This is a genomic window from Thalassobellus sediminis, assembly GCF_044386045.1.
Taxonomy (GTDB): Bacteria; Bacteroidota; Bacteroidia; order Flavobacteriales; family Flavobacteriaceae; genus Thalassobellus; species Thalassobellus sediminis.
On the sequence record NZ_JBISCD010000040.1, the window covers coordinates 1,414,697 to 1,432,400 of the forward strand.

The window sequence follows — 17,704 nt, forward strand, 5'->3', positions numbered from 1 at the left end:
TTTAAAGATTAAAATGAAGTATTAGATTGTATATAAATAACCATGAGTATACAAAAGCAAAGAGTGTGAAGAGCGTATTCATGAAATAACTGCCTATTTTAAAAATCAATTTTTTTGGAATTTCATACATTGGATAATATGCTATTTGTGTTATCACTTTGCCTACCCAATAAGCTGCAATGAGTCCTGTTATTGCAATAGCTAAATTTGTGTGATTTTTTAAATCATTAGGAATTAAAATGGCAATTATTCCAAAAGAAAAGTTTAAACCTTGAATGTACCTGCCATAGGTTTTAGCTATCTCTTGGTTTAATGGCTTTAGTTGTTTAACATCATTATACCAATCAAAAACTTTATGACGAATGAATGGATAGATTAGTGCAGTGAATATTTGACCACATCCTCCAAGAATGATTAACCAGTTAGGGATTTGTGTATTCATAGTTTTATTATTTTTAAACTTTCAATAATTACTGAAACTATGTTTTAAATTTTTTTATTTAATAAGTTTGAGTAAAGACTTTGTTATCCAGTTTTGTTCTTGGTTTACTATTTTATTCATTAATGAGTCGGCAGTTTCAGCTAAATCGTGTAATGCTTTTGTTTGTTTAATAAGCTCTTTAGTTTTTTCTGTGCCATCATCTTTAATAGAACTCACATCTTTTAATATTTTAATAACGGGTTTAATTTCTCTTCTACTACGTTCTTTTGCAATATGTCTAGCTAGTTCTTGTACATCTTTTTCAGTAGTGAAAAATTCTTTGCGTTCTCCTGGAACAAGCTCTTTAGTTACGATGCCCCAATCCATTAACTGGCGAAGGTTCATACTCGTATTACCACGAGAAATTTTAAGTTCATCCATAATCTCTTCCATAGATAATGGTTTTGTTGAAATAAAAAGAAGCGATTGTATTTGTGCCATGGCTTTATTAATACCCCAAAGCGTACCTAAGCTTCCCCAGGTATTTATAAATTTTTCTTTTGCCTCTTGATATTCCATGACTCAAAGATATAAATAATTTCTAAACTTTCAATAATTATTGAAAGTTTATTTTGTTTCTAAATGAATATGATCATCATGACGAACTGCTTGACATCCGTGAAAACGGATTTTAGCTTCATTAGCTAAACCTAAAGATTGTTTTAGATGAGGTTCAATAAATATTTTTTTAGTATCGGAATTAGAAAGTAACTGTTTGATTAATTTTTTCGTCTTAAATTCATCAATAGTTAAATTATTAATTTTTCCGAAAGAAAAATATTTTGAAAAATCATATTGCCAATAGCCTTTTCTTTTACAATTATTGGAAGTAAAATTCTTTTCAGAATTTGCATAAACACCATAGCCTGATATGGAAGGTTTTTTATCTGTCGATTTTTTGTTTTCATTTAAATACATAAAACAGATATCTATTTTTTTACCATCATTATGACTTAAATGAGGTAGTAAAGGGAATTTATCTAAAAAAGGAAAATTGGCATCTAGATAGGTAATTGATATATCTGATTTAAATAATACATTCGCAGAATTTTCAAGTTCATTTTTTAAAGACGACTTAACGTAATGTCTAAATAGTAAAGGATATACTAAATTTCTAGGTTTCAGTTTTTTATTAAAAACTGGTAGAGGTTCTCTGCCAAAAACCTTCGCTAATGGTGGAATTATAAAAAGATTACTTGCTAAATAAATAATTGGAAAAATTATTCGTTTCTTCTTTTTAAATTTTGATGAAAGAAATAACGCTATCACCCAAATGATTCCTCCAATTTGGGTGATAGCAGTTAAGAATATAATAATTATTAGATGGCCAAAAAATTTAATAAACCTCATAAACCTCTAAACGCATAAACTCTTTGGTTTATTTCAATAACCCAGCGCGTCTCAACAACGCCTCAGGTTTTGGCTCTTGCCCTCTAAAACGTTTGTAAAGTGTCATTGGGTTTTCTGTACCGCCTTGAGAAAGTACGTTGTCTTTAAATTTAGTAGCTATCTCTTTATTAAAAATACCAGCTTCTTTAAAATATTCAAACGCATCGGCATCTAAAACTTCGGCCCATTTGTAGCTGTAATATCCAGATGAATAACCACCTTGAAAAATATGAGAAAAGGCAGTACTCATACAGGTCTCTTTAGTTTCAGGATATAAAGATGTATTTTTAAAAGCTTCAGATTCAAAAGCTTTTACATTTGTTATTTTAGAAGGATCTTCACTATGCCAACTCATATCTAAAAGTCCGAAACTTAACTGACGTAAGGTTTGCATCCCTTCATGGAAGGTTGATGATTCTTTTATTTTTTCAACCAATTCAATTGGAATGATTTCTCCTGTTTCGTAATGTTTAGCAAACAGCTCTAAAGCTTCTTTTTCAAAACACCAGTTTTCCATAACCTGACTAGGTAATTCTACAAAATCCCAAAATACGCTAGTTCCAGATAAACTAGGGTAGGTGGTGTTGGCTAACATACCGTGCAGTGCATGACCGAATTCATGAAACAAGGTGGTAACCTCATTAAAGGTTAAAAGCGACGGTTTGCTTTTTGTTGGTTTTGTAAAGTTGCAAACTATAGAAACATGAGGTCTGCTATTCTCACCATTAGTTATGTATTGTGGTTTGTAAGATGTCATCCACGCACCGTTTCGTTTTCCTGCTCTTGGGAAAAAATCGGCATAAAAAATAGATACTAAATCACCATTATTATTGGTTACTTTATAAGTAAGGACATCTTCATGATATTTGTCAATATCATTAATTTCTTCAAAGTTTAAATCGAATAATTTATTAGCAACAGTAAAAGCACCATCAATAACATTCTCTAATTTGAAATAAGGTTTTAGCAACTCGTCATCTAATCTAAATAATTTTTGTTTTAGCTTTTCAGAATAATAAGATCCGTCCCATTTTTCTAATCTATCAATATTATCTAATGCTTTAGCGAACTTCTCTAAATTTTTAAATTCAGCTTCCGCAGCTGGTTTTGCTTTTTCTAATAATTCGTTAGAAAAATTAAGAACGGTTTCTGGCGTTTCTGCCATACGTTCTTCTAAAACAAAATGGGCATGTGTTTTATAACCTAATAAATTGGCGCGCTCATGACGAAGCTTTACTATTTGTAAAACGTTTTCTTGATTATCTAAAGCATCTCCATTAAAAGCTTTACTTCCTGCTGCAAGTGTTATTTTTTTACGAAGTTCTCTGTTATCTGCGTAAGTAACAAACGGAATATAGCTTGGGTAATCTAAAGTAAATAACCAACCTGTTTTATCTTTGCTTTCAGCTAATTGTTTTGCAGCTTCTTTGGTGCCTTCTGGTAAACCCGATAAATCAGATTCATTGGTTATTAGCATTTCAAACTTATTAGTTTCTGCTAATACGTTTTCTCCAAATTTTAATTTTAACTGACTTAATTTTTTGTCAACTTCACGAAGTTTTTCTTTTTTGTCTTCAGGTAAATTAGCACCGTTTCGTGAAAAACCTTTATATTTTTTATCTAGTAATGTTTGTTGTTCGGTAGTTAGATCTAATTCATCTTTAGAATCATAAACCGCTTTTACACGTTTGAATAAATCGGCATTTAAAGTAATGTCGTTACTAAAATCTGATAATAATGGTGAAACTTCTTGTGCTATTTTTTGAATAGTTTCATTGGTTTCAGCCGAATTCAAATTAAAGAAAATACTAGAAATTCTATCTAATTGTTCTCCCGAAAAGTCTAATGCTTCAATGGTGTTTTTAAATTTAGGTTCTTCTTCATTGTTAACAATAGCATCAATTTCTGCTTTAGCTTGTTTTATAGCATCTTTAAAAGTAGGAAGATAATCTTCGTTTTCAATTTTTGAGAACGGAGCCGTATGATACTTGGTATTAAATGGTGTTTTTAATGATTTCTTTATCATTTTGTATGAAAATATGTTAAAAAAATAAAATTTACTATGCATACATAATAAATTTTTTATATATTTGAGTCAGAAAAATATTAAAGAGTGACTAACTCAATAGAATTTTTATTAATAGCTAAAAAGCCTCGAGTTTAATTTGAGGCTTTTTTTATTATAAATTTTGAGCTGATTCGTTTACTTTAATTTTCAGGCCTTCTTTGTAAGCTATAATTTTATCAAGCACACATTTATCAGAAGATCCAATAATTTGTGCTGCCAAAATTCCAGCATTTTTTGCGCCATTTAATGCTACTGTTGCAACAGGTACACCACCAGGCATTTGAAGAATAGAAAGTACAGAATCCCATCCGTCAATAGAGTTACTGCTTTTTACAGGAACACCTATAACTGGTATAGGTGAGAGAGAAGCTATCATACCTGGTAAATGTGCAGCACCACCAGCACCAGCAATAACGACAGAGAAACCTCTAGTGTGTGCGTGTTTACCATAATCAAATAATTTTTCGGGAGTTCTGTGAGCTGAAACAATATCTACTTCAACTTCTATATCAAAACCTTTTAAAATATCGATGGCATCTTGCATAACTGGTAGGTCGCTTTTGCTCCCCATAATAACTCCAACTTTACTCATAATTATTTACTTATTACATTTATTGTTTTCTTTACTGCTTCGGCTATTTTTCTAGCTTCGGCTAAATCTTCATTTACTATTGTCACATGTCCCATTTTTCTAAAAGGACGTGTTTGTTTTTTACCATAAATATGTGGTGTTACGCCATCCATATTCATAATAGTTTCAATGTTTTCATAAACAACATCTCCCGTAAATCCTTCAGCTCCCACTAAATTTACCATAACGCCACCAACTTTACTATCGGTTCTTCCTAATGGTAAATCTAAAATAGCACGAATGTGTTGTTCAAATTGTGAGGTGTAACTAGCTTCAATGGTTTGGTGTCCCGAATTATGTGGTCTGGGAGCGACTTCGTTTATTAAAATTTCATCATCCTGTGTTTGAAACATTTCAACAGCTAAAAGCCCAACATGATTATAGGCTTCAGATGTTTTTAAAGCAACTTCTTCTGCTTTTTTTGCAACTGTTTCAGAAATTCTAGCAGGACAAATAACATACTCTACTTGATTCGCTTCTGGGTGAAATTCCATTTCTACAACAGGGTAGGTTTTAACATCACCTGAAGCATTTCTTGCTACAATAACAGCTAGTTCGTTTTTAAACGGCACTAGGTTTTCTGCAATACATTCCACGTTAGGTAAGTCTTCTAAATCTTCAATTGTTTTTACAATTTTAACGCCCGTACCGTCATACCCAAACTGAGCACATTTCCAAACAAAAGGCATGGTTAATCCACCGTGGTTTATAGCGTCTTTTATTTCAGATGTATAAGCAAATCTAGAAAATGGTGCCGTTGGTAAATTATTGTCAATATAAAATAACTTTTGAGTCGCTTTATTCTGAATTGTTCTCAACGTTTTAGAAGCTGGATATACTTTTACCCCTTCTTTTTCAAGAGCTTCTAAAGCATCAATATTAACGTTTTCAATTTCAATAGTTAAAACATCAACTTGTTTTCCAAAATTATAAACCGCATCATAATCCATTAAATTGCCTAAGTGAAATTCATCACAAGCAATTTTACAAGGCGCTTCATTACTAGCTTCTAAAATACTTGTATAAATGTCAAATTTTCTAGTATTATAAAGTAGCATTTTACCTAATTGACCGCCACCTAGAATGCCAAGTTTAAAATTTGAAGAGAAATAATTCATTGTTTATAATTACGAGATATTGTTAATTGATATGCAAAAATACATTTAAATCTTAAATTACTTCTTAATTCGTAAATCAAAAAAGCGTAATTCCTTAATCTATTGATTATCTTTGCCTCTTCAAAAAATAATTACGGTGATAAAGCTACATGACAAATATTTTAAACCATTTATTTCTGCACAAGAGATAGATAGTGCGTTGTCTAAAATGGCAGAGGAGATAGCAAATGATATAGGCGACGAAATTCCTGTGTTTATTGGTATTTTAAACGGATCGTTTATGGTAGTAAGCGATTTTGTTAAAAAGTACCCAAAACCATGTGAAGTTACTTTTATAAAATTGGCTTCTTATGAAGGTGTTAAATCTACCGAGGATATTCAACGTTTAATTGGACTTACTCAAGATTTATCAGGGCGTACCGTTGTTATTTTAGAAGATATTATAGATACGGGAAATACACTGGCAGAAGTACACAGGATTTTTAAAAATGAACATGTAAAATCTTTAAAAATTGCCACGCTGTTTTATAAACCCGAAGCATATAAAAAAGACTTTAAATTACATTATGTTGGTATAGAAATTCCTAATAAATTTATAGTAGGTTACGGCTTAGACTATGATGGATTGGGGAGAGATATTCCAGAAGTTTATCAAATAAAAGAAACAAAACACATGACAAATTTAGTGCTATTTGGCCCTCCAGGAGCAGGGAAAGGAACACAAGCAGAATTCTTAAAAGAAAAATACAATTTAGTACACATTTCTACAGGCGATGTTTTTAGATTCAATATTAAAAACGAAACAGCTTTAGGTATGTTAGCTAAATCTTATATAGATAAAGGCGAATTGGTTCCAGACCAAGTAACTATTGATATGTTAAATGCTGAGGTAGAAAAAAATGCCGATGCTAATGGTTTTATTTTTGATGGATTTCCTCGTACAAATGCACAAGCTGATGCTTTAAGCGAATTAATGGATAGCAAAGATTCGCAAATAAATGCGATGATTGCTTTAGAAGTAGACGATGAAATTTTAGTTGAGCGTTTACTTGGTAGAGGTAAAACTAGTGGAAGAGCAGATGATGCTGATGAATCTATTATTAGAAATAGAATTACAGAATATTATAATAAAACAGCTATTTTAAAAGATTACTACTCGGCTCAAAATAAATACTATGGTGTTGATGGAGTTGGTAGTATTGAAGACATTACACAACGTATCAGTAGTGTAATTGATACATTATAAGGTTTTTGCGAAAGCACAAATCTCAAGAATTAGAAACTATATCTCAAATTAAAAGATATAGTTTCTAGTTTTATAGAACTATATATTATAAATGTTTCGCTTTCGCGGAAAAAATAAAAAGTAAGAGTCATAAAACTTTTAACTTTTTAACTCATAACTTTTAACTTGAATCATGACTGAAGGCAATTTTGTAGATTACGTAAAAATGTATGTAAGCTCTGGTAAAGGAGGGCAAGGATCTGCGCATTTACATCGCGAAAAATATATTACAAAAGGTGGACCCGATGGTGGTGATGGTGGTCGTGGAGGACATGTTATTCTTAAAGGGAATTCAAACCTTTGGACACTACTTCATTTAAAGTTTAAAAAACACATTAGAGCAGGTCATGGTGGTAGTGGTAGTAAAAGTAGAAGTTTTGGTGCCGATGGTGAAGATATGTATGTTGATGTGCCGTTAGGAACCGTGGTTCGAGATACAGAAACCAATGAGATTATTTTTGAAATTACAGATGATGGTGAAGAAAAAATTATAGCTCAAGGTGGAAAAGGCGGATTAGGAAACTGGCATTTTAGATCGTCTACCAACCAAACACCACGTTATGCACAACCTGGTATGCCGTTAGAAGAACGGCATATTACTTTAGAATTAAAAGTACTTGCCGATGTTGGTTTAGTTGGTTTCCCTAATGCAGGAAAGTCTACACTTTTATCGGTTGTAACATCTGCAAAACCAAAAATTGCCGATTATGAGTTTACAACTCTAAAGCCTAATTTAGGTATTGTTGAGTATCGCGATTTTCAAACCTTTGTAATGGCAGATATTCCTGGAATTATTGAAGGAGCTGCCGAAGGAAAAGGATTGGGACATTATTTTTTACGTCATATTGAACGTAACTCAATCTTACTGTTTTTAATTCCTGCTGATGCCGAAGATGTTAAAAAACAATACGATATTCTATTAGATGAACTTCGTCGTTACAACCCAGAAATGCTAGATAAAGAACGTATTATAGCTATTTCTAAATCTGATATGTTAGATGATGAGTTAAAAGCAGAACTTAAAGTAGAGCTTGATAACGAATTACCTATTCCGTATTTATTTATTTCGTCTGTTGCCCAACAAGGAATTACAGAACTTAAAGACAAGTTATGGAAAATGTTGAATAATTAGGGCGTTACCTTTATCCTGAATTAATTTCAGGAACAGGTCGGACTTTCCAATATATCTTTTGTTTTTTTGTGATTCCTGCTCAGATAGGTATCTATTAGTGGAGTAAATGTATATTTTAAATTCGGTAATACTTAAAAAAACAAAAGGATGCCTAATCAAATGCGAAGCATTCACGGTTTTACATTTATTGAAATAAAATCAAAGAGTAATACCTAATGCAATTCTAGCGTAGACTTATATTCTTGGAATAATTTTTGATTAATTTTATAAAAAAAATGAATATGAAATTTATTAAAAAAATCGCCTTGCTTCTGTTAGTAGCTTCTTGCGCTCCAATTTATGTGAACTACGATTATGAAAAGGGGACAGACTTTACCAAGTATAAAACCTATAATTATTATAGTGATATGAAAACGGGTTTAAGCGAATTAGATACCAAACGTCTTTTAGATGCTTTAGACCTTAAAATGAAAGAGAAAGGCTTTGCGTTATCTGATGTGCCAGATTTTTTTATTGATATAAAAAGTAGTGAATTTCAAGCTTCTCAACGACAAACCGTAGGTGTTGGAGTAGGAGGCGGTGGCGGAAACATGGGTGGCGGAATCTCTATTGGTTTACCTATTGGTCAGGCTAATGTAAATCGTGAAATTACTATCGATTTTGTAGACGAGAATAAGAAACAATTATTTTGGCAGGCAGTAAGCGAATCAAATTTTAATCCTAGAGCTACACCCGAAAAAAAAGAAGCTCGTTTAAATGCTATTGTCGAAAAAGTATTGGTGCAGTATCCGCCTAAAAGGTAGATTAGATTTATTATTTTTTAACTAATTTTTTACTAGCAATAAGAACCTTGTTAGCATAGAAATTAGTCAAATAAATACCTTCACTTAAATTGCTAATATCTACTTGATGCGTTTCGTAATTAGATATTGTAGTCTTTTTTATTTTTTTACCATCTAACGAAACAATTTCAATTGTCATTATAGTATCACCAGTACTTTCTAATTTAAAATTAACTAGGTTATTTGAAGGATTAGGAAACATGGATATGTTGTAATTATTTGTTTCCGCTGTAATATTGTTAATGCTTAAAGTATTATCAATAGTCCAAGTTACGGTGTAAACATGAAATGTATCATGATTATCAATTCTTAAAAAAGAGGTGTCATCATATACAACGGTAGTTAATGTGTTTATTCCAGTATTTAAATCAGTCTCTAAAATAGAAACATCGTCAACATCAGTTGCAAAATCTACTGTGTTTAAAGTCCATTTACTTTTTAAGGTATTCGGGTTTGGTTTTATTAATTCTAAGTGAAAGTCAATAGGAAAGCTAGAGTTGTCAAGTGCGTTTAATGTTGGAGTATAAGTATCGATTGGTGATACTAATTCATGTATTTTTTCAATCATGCCCTCTTTACAAACGGAGCAAAACGTTTTGTCTATGCTTTCCATAATGCAATTTTGATGAGGTTTGTACCAGTCGGCACAATTACCAGTAGTACAAGTGTATTGGTGAATTCCAACACCATTATCATCTAACCAGTTTTTCCATCTTACCAAATTTCTGTCTGTTTCTTTTGTCATATTTATAGCTTCAGCAGCTAAAATATCACCAGGATAATATTCGTCTTTTAAATCAAATAAAGAATGACCTATTTCGTGCATAATAACATTGGTTCCCCAATATCCAGTATATGCCATAGGAAAATCACCTCCGCTACCACCGTATTCAGAAGAATTTACTAGAATTAAAGCTTGATCGTAAGTTGGGAAATTAGTAGCTAAAACAGTATTTATTTTTACCTCGGTATTACTAGCACTATTACCATCTATTTCATAATATAGGAGCCAATGGGTTCCAAAAGAATCATAAGTAGCATTGAAATATGTGTCTACAAAGGTAGTTGCTAAATTGTTATAAGGTTCTGTAACGTTAGTAGCAGTTCCAGGATGATCTGCACCACTTTCGTTTGATGGGACTTTTATTGCATAAACATTAAAATAGCTTGCATATTCTTTAAAAGGAGATTCGTTAAATACTTTGTTTGTAAAATTAGTAGCGTCTGTTATAAACTTATCAAGTTCATTTTCTTGATAGCCTTCACTTAAAATTACTAGGTTTATTCTTTTATCATCACCATTAACTTCAATAGGTACTACTTCAAAAACTTGAGCAGAGATAGGTTGAAAACTAATTAGTAAAATAAATATAAAGAGATATTTCATGATTAATCAAGCTTTGTAGAAATTAAAGGGGTGCTATTTTCTAAAGCATCTATTATTTCACTAACAACAATTAATTTGGTTTTATTATGTAATTGTAGTCTTAAAGATATAGGTGCTTTGTTTAATATAATATTTGTGTTTTCAAAAATAAGAGAGTCGTTAACAGATTCAATTGTTTTTGATAATGGGTTTCTGATAATAACATGATTAATTTCTATAGAATCTTTATCTAATTGAAAACATTTTAAATCGCCTATTCTACTCGTTTTAATGTATTTGTTACTGTTAGATTTTGCTATGCCATCAGTAACTATTTTGTTAATAAACTGGATTGATTTTTTACTATTCTCATCTTTTGAAATGGTATAGTTTAAAAAAAGAAGTTTTGGATTTATATCTTGTGTTACATCTTCTTGGGCGATGCTTTTTTTTATGCCACAAGTCATTCCTAATAATGCAATAAGAAGTAAAATAATTACATTAAAGTATTTGTAAATAGAATTGTTTTGGAGCAATAGTTTTTTCAAACTAATAATTATTTAGTTCGTGTAAAGTTAAGAATTAAAACGCAATGCTGTTATAAAAAAAAGAGACTTAAAAAAGCCTCTTTTAGTAATGTGAAATTATATTTTTTTTATAAAAGCGCTTTGTAACTGTCTTTATAGCTGTAAAGTGCTATGATATTAAGGATTAAAAGCGCTAAAGCTGGTCCAATACCTTCTGGTGCAAGTGTAGCATGAAATAGTACAGCATTTACAGAAACACTCATTAAAATTAATGCCAATAAAGCACCGTACTTGTTAAAAATTAAAGCTAAGCCTGCTACAATTTCAACAATAGCAACAAGTGTTATTACTTTTGCCGATGCTAAAGCACCAAAATACGCTCCTGCTTCTGCAGGCATTTCTCCCATTGGAATAAAATGAAGAAATTTGTTTAGTCCGAAAACCAAAACGAATACTCCAAGAAGGATTCTTAGAGCCATAAAAACTTTTGAATTCATAATAAAATGTTTTTAGTTAGTAACTTGAAAGATAGTAAAATAAAAATAAATCTCACATAAACCTTTGTATGAAGTGTCTATTGAAAACAACTATTTTGTGTTAAAAATCATTCTATATTAATTCTTTTTCCTTCGCTATGACTACTAAACTCTGGAGCATACATACTTTGTATGGTTGTTATGCCATTACTCATATTACCAGCGTTATTTACACGTAAATTGTATTCAAATACATAAACACCTTTTGGTAAATAATCAAAAAAGAAGTTTGTTGAGGCATCTTTAGTCGCTTCATAATATCCTAAGCCATCTTGCCATTTATATTGCGATAAAACATTTACAGGTTCTAAACCAGATGCTCTCATATCTTTCATATGCACAAATTCCATAGCACGATCGCTTCGTAATTCTATTCTAACACGAACCAAATCACCTACTTTTAAATGCGTACTTTTTGTGATTTCAGTTATTCCTTCACCAGTATCAGTATTCTTTTTAAGGAATAGTTTTTTGCTCAATTTAAGAGGCGTTTCAGAAGATGTTATCTTATCTAAATCTTCAAAATATTGCCAGTATAAACTACCCCATGCAATACCATTTCCTTTTTTTGTTAGGGTAACTTCGGCCATTTCAGGTTTAATTTCTTCAGAATTCCATGCTGTTTTATAATAACCCGTTCCAGCTTCAATTTTTACGTTTTCAAGTTTTGATGGCGCTATTTGTTGTCCGCCAATAACTACATCAACCATATCGGTTACACTTAGCCAATCATTTCCTTGAAGCAATAAGGCATAAACAGCTTCGGTTGTTGCTTTGGTAGTTTTCCAACGGTTAGTTTGCTTATTTTTAAGAAGCCATATTTTTAAATTGTCAATGGTTTTAGTATCGTTTTCAATTTCTGAAAAAGCTTCAATTAAAAGCGCTTGTGTTTCAATAGGTGCTTGATACCAATACAAAGAATTAGTGTTTGCTTTCCAATACATACCTAATTCTTCGGAAGTAATGCTCGTTTCTTTTAAAGACTTCAATATTTTAGAAGCCGTTTTAGAATCGTTGTTTCTATATGAAATTAAAGCCATTAATCCTTTTGAATATAGAGAACGACTCAACCAATATTTTTGAATTTGAGTTTGATAATATGTTATAATGCTTTCAACTTCTTTGGATTTTTTAATCTCCGGGTAAAAGCTTCGCATGTATAAATAATGTAATTGCGTATGGCTTAAATGGTCTTTGGTTAAATCTGCTTTTGCATTGTATTTTCTAATGTCTTTGTATTCTTTTATAAATTGAGCATCTAAATAGTTGATAGCATTTTTTATTATTTTATTATGAGCCTCCTCATTGGCGTTAAGAGTAACACCTAACTTATTCAAATGTCCAAAGCCAGTAATAATATGTTGTGTAATGTATCTGTTTTCTCGACCACCATTAAACCAAGCCCAACCTCCTGATGGCATTTGGGTGTTTTCTAATTTGCGCATGGCAGATTGTAATTCGTTATTCATTTTATTTAAATCGAATAACAAAGCAATGCGTTTTTTTTGTTCAGTTTCACTTTGTGCATCACGTAACCAAGGTGTTTCTTGAATTAAGATAGACTTAAGTTCTTCATTTTTTTCAAGATTAGAAGTTAACACATCTTGAGACTTCCATTGATTAAAAACTTCTTGAATTCTAGGGTTAGAGTTTGCTATATGACTTGCTAAAGCATTGGCATAATATCTACTAAACGTTTGTTCATTACACTCATAAGGATATTCTATTAAATAAGGAAGCGCCTGTACCGCATACCATGCTGGATTGGAAGTTATTTCTAAAGTCAGTTTGTGGTTTTTAAGTGTTGTTGACGAGCCTGCACTTTTTAGCTTATCTAAAGAGAATGTTTTTGTTTCGTTAGAGCGAATCCACATAGGCAATGTTTCGGTAACTAACATGCGGTTGCTTAAAACAGGCATAGCGTTTTGTTCACCATCACTAAAGGTTCCTGATTTAGCTATTATTTTATATTGCACAGCTTGTACGTCATCAGGGATTGATAAATTCCAAGATACTTGGGTATTGCCTTTGGCATCTACAGTAAATACTTTGTTGTTTTTTGAGTTGCCAAGTTTCGTGTCAACTTCATTTCCAGAAATAGCATCCGTTAGTATTAAAAAGGCTTGTCCTGTAAGTTCTTTTTCTGTTAAGTTTACAATTTTAGAGCTAATAGTAATATTATCGCCTTCACGTAAAAAACGTGGAGCATTTGGAATAACCATCAATTCTTTTTGGGTGACTGTGGTTAAAGTTTTAGTAGTGCTTTCTAATGTTTTGGTGTGTGCTAATAATTGCAGTTTCCATTGGGTTAAAGCTTCTGGTGTTGTGAAGCTGAAACTTACGTTGCCTTCTTCATCTGTTTTTAACTGCGGAAAGAAAAAAGCTGTTTCTTGAAGGTTCTTACGGATTTTGACATTGTCGAAGTTTGGTTTTTCGGTTATAGAAATTGAATCATTTGGTAATTCCATATCAGAATTAAATTTGTCGTCTAATTCTATTGACTCATTTCTAACCGAAGCCACAGCACCTGTTAAAGCTCTTTTTTTCTGAGTGCTATATCCAACAACCACAACTTCATCTAAATTAGATTCTTTTTCTTCCACTGCATATTCTCTAAATATGCTCAAACGTTTAAATTCATTATTCCCAAAATTAAATCCAAACCAATTCAGCTGGTCATAATTTTGATGTTTATAATATGAGCGAAACCGTTCATTATAAACTCTAAAACTACGTGTTCCAAAGCTTTGTCTCGCAGTACTTCTATTATATGAATAATACGTTGGATTGGTAATGGGATTAAAATTCCAAGTATGAGGTTTGAACTGATCTAAAGAAACATCATACATACTTGCTAGTAACTCTGCACTAACTCTCTCTCCTTGCGGTCCTTTAATTTTAAAACTCCAAGTTTCATCAGCTCCTGGTTGTAGCTTGTCTCTAAAAGTGGAGGTTTCAATATCTAAATCAGTTTTAGGATATGGTACAGAAATATTTAAACTACCAGATTTAAAACTATTAAAGGCAGCAAAACTATACTGTATAGAAAATCCACCAATATCCTCAGAGGTTATTGGAATTCGAATTGTTTCTTTGCTGTTGTTTAATTGAATAACCTGTGTTTTTATAATTTTATGTTGTTTCTCAATAGAAACAGTAACGTTTAAATTGTAGGCTGCCGAGGCTAATGTTATAATAGCTGTATCTCCTCTATTGTAACTAGGTTTATTACTTGTAATACTAAATAGTTGATGGTCTGCTAAAGTTTTATCTGTATCACTATAAAGTGTTGTTTTAATTTCATCTTTTACAACTTGCCCGAATTTATCTTTGCTTTCTAAAGTGATGATGTATTCTCCCGATTGCCATTTTTTAATTTTACCAAGATTAAGTTTGGTTGTGTTTGCTGTATTAAAAGACGCTATAAAAGCAAGTTTTCCTTTTTTCCAATTATTAGAATTTTGTTCATTGGTATAAGCATCATGCGGAAAAAGGTTTTTAAAAGTTTCTTCAGGAATATTTTGATAATCTGGAGCTGGCCAAGGACGCACTCTTAAAACAGAATTTGGAGCTAATAATTTATAAATTTTAATTGTTCCTTTAGCGGGAACAAATTCTCCGTTTAAGTTTTTTGTATCAATATTTATGACGTGTGTCTTTTTTGTTTTATCTAAACGATTTTCGATTGACATATTTGCCACTAAGGCATGATACCCAACATTAACAATGGTTGTTGTACTTCGTGTTTCACCATTTAAATCGGTAACATCGGCAGTAATCTCATATTTAAAAATAGGGAGACTACTTTTATCTACACTTTGGTCTGGTTGCGCTTTAAAAGTAATTTCAAATTCACCTTTTTCGTTTGTAATAGTTTCTCCATGCGTTATTTCTTGAGATTCACTGTTGAAATTTGGACGATACCAATAATACCAACGTGGATATTCTACTTTTCGGTGTACACGATACACCACTTTAGCATCGGTAATATTGCTGCCAGCATAAGCCAAAGCATTGCCTTTTATAGTTACAGAATCATTTACTTTATAGGTGTCGGTTACTGGATTAAATTTGGTTTCAAACTTTGGACGTTTATATTCTTCAACAGAAAAGTACTGGAGGCTTTCCATATCATAACCAGATTCTGTGTCAAATTCAATAGAATATGCACCTGTTAATCCATTGTTTGGTAAAATAAATGCTCCTGAAATTGAGCCGAATTCATTGGTTGTGAATTTAAGCTCTTTAATGTCTTCTCCATTTACATTATGCAAAATGGCATATACCTTTTCGTTTTCTATAACTTCAGATTTACCATCTTTAGTTTTCATAGCAATGGCTTTAAAGTATACGGTTTGTCCAGGTCTGTAAATACTTCTATCAGTAAATAAGAAAGATTTATAATTTACTGTTTCTTGTTCTTGTTTGTATTTTCGGTTCACATAGTAATTCCCAAAATATGCTAAGTCGTTTTCGTAGTTAACTTTTGCTTTAAAATTTCTGTAGGAGTTGTTGTTTTTTTCAAATTTAATAAGCCCTTTTGTATTTGTTGTGTAATTTTTAGTTTGTATGTTTCGGCTATTATTTTTTATAAAACTAAGTTCAACTTTAGCATAAACAATTGGTTTTCCGTTATTTCTATCTATAACTTGAAAGGTTTTATAGTCTTCATTATCGTTTTCAACGAGTGCTAAATTTGTAACTTGTATAGTGCTAAACGCAAACGTGTTTTTATCGTTTTCAGGAGCCCCATAAATTAAATAATTGCCGTTGTGTAATTTTGGCAATAAAACTTCAGTTGTATGCGTTTGGTAATCGTTTTCGTTAAGTAAGTTTGTATCCCATTTGGTTGTTGCTTTTAGCTTCTTAATAAAATCTAATTGTTCTTCTTTTTTATAAATTTTATTAAATGTTTCTAATTCATTTCGAGTTAGTTTGTAAACTTTAAATTGTAGTTGATCTAAGTTTTTATATCTAATTAACAAACGTGCATCTTGAAGAATTGGAAGATAACTTTCTGTTGTAATTTGAAGGGTTTGTTGCTCAATACGTTGCTTTAAAACAGCACATTTTTCTGCACCTTTACTTTTTGGGAATTTAGAAATTACGTTGTTGCAAATATCAATAGCCTCTTTAGCTTTCCAACGGTGTTCTTCCTTTGTTTTTGGCTCGTATTGATTGCTTTGGTTGTAGTATATGGAGGCGATTTCAAAATCGTATAAAGCCGACATATCATATGCTTTATTTAATTCACTAGCTTTTAGTAAAGTTTTAAGTAATATATTTTCTTTATTGTTGAAAGTGGCACGTTGATTTACAAATTTTAAGCGTTCAATATCAATATCAATAAAAGCGTAAGGTGACGCATCAAATATATGGGCTTTGTATAAGTTTTGGTAAATTTTTAAAGCATGTAGTTGTAGTGATGTTGAATCTTTTGATTTTATTTTTAAACTTGAAAATGTATGCATGTCACTCAAAAATTCAGCATTATCAATTTTAAACTTATAAGCAGGTTTGGTAATGTTAGTTTCATTTGTTTTATAAAATTCTAAGGCATTATGGCTTAAAAAATCAAACAATGTTGGTCTGTATATTTTAGAATCCTTTTGAAGTTTTAATATATCATCATACTTGTTTAAAGGTTCTAACTGAAGCATTAATCCGTTTTGTAACGAGTTTTGGTAATACACATGAACCTCGTTAAAAAGTGTTTCTAAATCCCAAGTTCTAAAATCTTCAGAATTTACTTTTTCCAATGTTTTAGTCCTATTATAAAATTTCCATCTGTTTTGGTTAAAGTATTGCCAGTATAAATTGGCAAGTAAGTTTTCTAAAATGTTTTTTGTTGGAAATGTACTTTTCTTAATTTCAGTTTTAAAATCATTAATAATTTTTAATTGCGCGTCTTCCTCTAAAATTAAGGCGAATTTGCTTTTATAAAGCATCGTTTTTATAAGTTGAGGTGCGTTGTTTTCTTTTGTGGCTTGCTTTTCAATAGATTCAACAATTTTTAAAGCCGATTTTGGTAAACCTTGTATTTCAAACGCATCAACTTTGCTCCAAAGATTTTTGTAATCATTGGTTTGTGCTTTAGAGAAATTAGAAAAAAGAATAATCATTAATATAGATAGTGCGTATTTCATAGCTAAAAGTTTACCTCTAAATTACTTTCAAAAGTTATACCAAAAAACAGAAATGAGTAAAGCGATTGTTTGGTTTAGTGAAGGTAGGATTTTTATCAATAAAACCGAAGTCAATATTTAAGTGTAAATGTTAAAATAATTTCAGTTTATTACTGAAAGCTTATTTTTGTGATACCGACTCAA

Annotated in this window: 13 protein-coding genes; 3 read left to right on the forward strand and 10 right to left on the reverse strand. The window is 31.2% G+C overall.

Annotated features, from left to right (window positions below):
- Position 1: 1 nt before the first annotated feature.
- From ACH5TW_RS12730 to ACH5TW_RS12755, 6 genes are all read right to left on the reverse strand, one after another.
- Positions 2–442: a hypothetical protein gene (locus tag ACH5TW_RS12730; RefSeq protein WP_439336889.1), complete on the reverse strand. Its 441-nt coding sequence runs from the start codon at positions 440–442 to the stop codon at positions 2–4.
- A gap of 54 nt (positions 443–496) precedes the next feature.
- A complete protein-coding gene (locus ACH5TW_RS12735; protein ID WP_439336890.1) occupies positions 497–1,000 on the reverse strand; it encodes a GbsR/MarR family transcriptional regulator in 504 nt (167 codons plus the stop codon).
- A 48-nt stretch (positions 1,001–1,048) separates the two neighbouring features.
- The gene (locus ACH5TW_RS12740; protein ID WP_439336891.1) at positions 1,049–1,831 is read right to left on the reverse strand and encodes a hypothetical protein; all 783 of its coding nucleotides are present in this window, start codon (positions 1,829–1,831) and stop codon (positions 1,049–1,051) included.
- A gap of 28 nt (positions 1,832–1,859) precedes the next feature.
- A complete protein-coding gene (locus tag ACH5TW_RS12745; protein ID WP_439336892.1) occupies positions 1,860–3,896 on the reverse strand; it encodes a M3 family metallopeptidase in 2,037 nt (678 codons plus the stop codon).
- A 154-nt stretch (positions 3,897–4,050) separates the two neighbouring features.
- A complete protein-coding gene (gene purE / locus ACH5TW_RS12750) occupies positions 4,051–4,530 on the reverse strand; it encodes a 5-(carboxyamino)imidazole ribonucleotide mutase (RefSeq protein WP_439336893.1) in 480 nt (159 codons plus the stop codon).
- 2 nt (positions 4,531–4,532) lie between these two features.
- Entirely contained in the window at positions 4,533–5,687 is a 1,155-nt protein-coding gene (locus tag ACH5TW_RS12755; protein WP_439336894.1) for a 5-(carboxyamino)imidazole ribonucleotide synthase, read from the reverse strand.
- Between the two features lie 136 nt (positions 5,688–5,823).
- On the opposite strand from ACH5TW_RS12755, the gene ACH5TW_RS12760 reads away from it, so the two are divergent.
- The 3 genes from ACH5TW_RS12760 to ACH5TW_RS12770 all read left to right on the forward strand — a co-directional run bounded on the left by ACH5TW_RS12760 (position 5,824) and on the right by ACH5TW_RS12770 (position 8,907).
- On the forward strand, positions 5,824–6,933 hold the full coding sequence (locus ACH5TW_RS12760) for an adenylate kinase (RefSeq protein WP_439336895.1): 1,110 nt from the start codon (positions 5,824–5,826) through the stop codon (positions 6,931–6,933).
- Between the two features lie 172 nt (positions 6,934–7,105).
- Positions 7,106–8,104, forward strand: coding sequence for a GTPase ObgE (gene obgE / locus ACH5TW_RS12765; RefSeq protein WP_439336896.1), 999 nt, complete (start codon positions 7,106–7,108; stop codon positions 8,102–8,104).
- 281 nt (positions 8,105–8,385) lie between these two features.
- On the forward strand, positions 8,386–8,907 hold the full coding sequence (locus ACH5TW_RS12770; RefSeq protein ID WP_439336897.1) for a DUF4136 domain-containing protein: 522 nt from the start codon (positions 8,386–8,388) through the stop codon (positions 8,905–8,907).
- A gap of 10 nt (positions 8,908–8,917) precedes the next feature.
- Here ACH5TW_RS12770 and ACH5TW_RS12775 read toward each other — a convergent pair whose 3' ends face one another.
- From ACH5TW_RS12775 to ACH5TW_RS12790, 4 genes are all read right to left on the reverse strand, one after another.
- On the reverse strand, positions 8,918–10,333 hold the full coding sequence (locus tag ACH5TW_RS12775) for a M64 family metallopeptidase (RefSeq protein ID WP_439336898.1): 1,416 nt from the start codon (positions 10,331–10,333) through the stop codon (positions 8,918–8,920).
- A gap of 2 nt (positions 10,334–10,335) precedes the next feature.
- Positions 10,336–10,860 (reverse strand): hypothetical protein, encoded by a 525-nt coding sequence (locus ACH5TW_RS12780; RefSeq protein WP_439336899.1) that lies wholly within the window; start codon positions 10,858–10,860, stop codon positions 10,336–10,338.
- A gap of 107 nt (positions 10,861–10,967) precedes the next feature.
- A complete protein-coding gene (locus ACH5TW_RS12785; RefSeq protein ID WP_439336900.1) occupies positions 10,968–11,336 on the reverse strand; it encodes a DoxX family membrane protein in 369 nt (122 codons plus the stop codon).
- A gap of 107 nt (positions 11,337–11,443) precedes the next feature.
- Positions 11,444–17,521, reverse strand: a complete 6,078-nt coding sequence (locus tag ACH5TW_RS12790) for an alpha-2-macroglobulin family protein (protein WP_439336901.1) — start codon at positions 17,519–17,521, stop codon at positions 11,444–11,446.
- Positions 17,522–17,704 lie beyond the last annotated feature (183 nt).

What these genes read in the sequence shown, in the direction of transcription:
- ACH5TW_RS12735 (WP_439336890.1), bottom strand. Translation starts at nt 1,000, where the DNA reads ATGGAATATCAAGAGGCAAAAGAAAAATTTATAAATACCTGGGGAAGC.
- ACH5TW_RS12730 (WP_439336889.1), bottom strand. Translation starts at nt 442, where the DNA reads ATGAATACACAAATCCCTAACTGGTTAATCATTCTTGGAGGATGTGGT.
- ACH5TW_RS12775 (WP_439336898.1), bottom strand. Translation starts at nt 10,333, where the DNA reads ATGAAATATCTCTTTATATTTATTTTACTAATTAGTTTTCAACCTATC.
- obgE (WP_439336896.1), top strand. Translation starts at nt 7,106, where the DNA reads ATGACTGAAGGCAATTTTGTAGATTACGTAAAAATGTATGTAAGCTCT.
- ACH5TW_RS12745 (WP_439336892.1), bottom strand. Translation starts at nt 3,896, where the DNA reads ATGATAAAGAAATCATTAAAAACACCATTTAATACCAAGTATCATACG.
- ACH5TW_RS12740 (WP_439336891.1), bottom strand. Translation starts at nt 1,831, where the DNA reads ATGAGGTTTATTAAATTTTTTGGCCATCTAATAATTATTATATTCTTA.
- purE (WP_439336893.1), bottom strand. Translation starts at nt 4,530, where the DNA reads ATGAGTAAAGTTGGAGTTATTATGGGGAGCAAAAGCGACCTACCAGTT.
- ACH5TW_RS12785 (WP_439336900.1), bottom strand. Translation starts at nt 11,336, where the DNA reads ATGAATTCAAAAGTTTTTATGGCTCTAAGAATCCTTCTTGGAGTATTC.
- ACH5TW_RS12790 (WP_439336901.1), bottom strand. Translation starts at nt 17,521, where the DNA reads ATGAAATACGCACTATCTATATTAATGATTATTCTTTTTTCTAATTTC.
- ACH5TW_RS12755 (WP_439336894.1), bottom strand. Translation starts at nt 5,687, where the DNA reads ATGAATTATTTCTCTTCAAATTTTAAACTTGGCATTCTAGGTGGCGGT.
- ACH5TW_RS12770 (WP_439336897.1), top strand. Translation starts at nt 8,386, where the DNA reads ATGAAATTTATTAAAAAAATCGCCTTGCTTCTGTTAGTAGCTTCTTGC.